At 41.6% G+C, this 1,011-nt stretch carries 1 protein-coding gene; it reads left to right on the top strand.

Going from position 1 to position 1,011, the window contains the following annotated elements; all coding sequences use genetic code 11:
* Positions 1–37: 37 nt before the first annotated feature.
* Positions 38–1,011, top strand: a 974-nt coding sequence (locus SAR02S_RS13120; RefSeq protein ID WP_232294060.1) for an efflux RND transporter periplasmic adaptor subunit, incomplete at its 3' end; no start/stop codon positions are given.

Genomic DNA, 1,011 nt, shown 5'->3' with positions numbered 1-1,011 from the left:
TGGCTGTACAAGCCAAGATAAAAAAGGTGCACAAGGGATGCCAGCAATGCTGCCCTTGTCCGTAGCAACCTATAAGGTAGTGTCATCCGATGTGCCTGTCTCACTCGAATACCCAGCCAAAGTAAAAAGTATGCAACAAGTCAGTATTGTTGCACGTGTCAGTGGTGTGTTGGAGAAAAAACATTTTACTGAAGGAAGCTTTGTAAAAGCAGGCGATATGCTTTATCAAATTGACTCAGATCGTTATGAAGCCTTGATGCAAGAAGCAGTGGCAGATGTAGGTGTTAAAGAAGCAACCCTTAAACAAGCCACACGCGATTGGGAGCGAACCAAAGTACTCTTTGAACAAGATGCCGTATCTCAAAAAGAACGTGATGCAGCACTTTCAGCTTTTGAATCAGCAGGAGCATCTTTGAAAGCTTCTGGGGCAACTCTTAAAAAAGCGACGATTGACTTTAACTATACCAAAGTAAAAGCAACCATCTCAGGAATGACCAGCCTCAATGCACAAGATGTAGGAAGTTATGTTGGCTCTAGTAGTGATACCATGACCTTAACCACCATTACCCAAACAGATCCTGTCTATGTTGAATTCTCACTTCCCGATATTGAATTGCTTAAAAAACGATATGTGATGGGTTCAGGAAACTGGAGCAGTATCGCTCAAGCGAAACTTCCTGTTCAACTCTCAACTCCTGATGGAAGTAAATACGCTAAAGCTGGAACCTTAGACTTCATCGATAGTTATGTAGATGCTGAAACGTCTACCATTAAAGCCAGAGCAACCTTTGCTAATCCCAATAATATTTTAATACCAGGACTCTTTGTTCGTGTGAATGTAGAAGGCTTGGTTTATAAAGATGCCATTAGTATTCCCCAAATTGCACTTTTGCAAGATGCAACAGGTTCCTACGTTTATGTGGCTAAAGAAGGCAAAGCGCATAAAGTACCTGTTAAAGCAGGAACAGTACATCATGATACCTACATCATTGAGAGTGGTTTGAATGCAGG

This window comes from Sulfurospirillum arsenophilum NBRC 109478 (assembly GCF_000813345.1).
In the GTDB taxonomy this organism is placed as follows: domain Bacteria; phylum Campylobacterota; class Campylobacteria; order Campylobacterales; family Sulfurospirillaceae; genus Sulfurospirillum; species Sulfurospirillum arsenophilum.
This window is presented reverse-complemented; position numbering and strand designations above follow the sequence as displayed.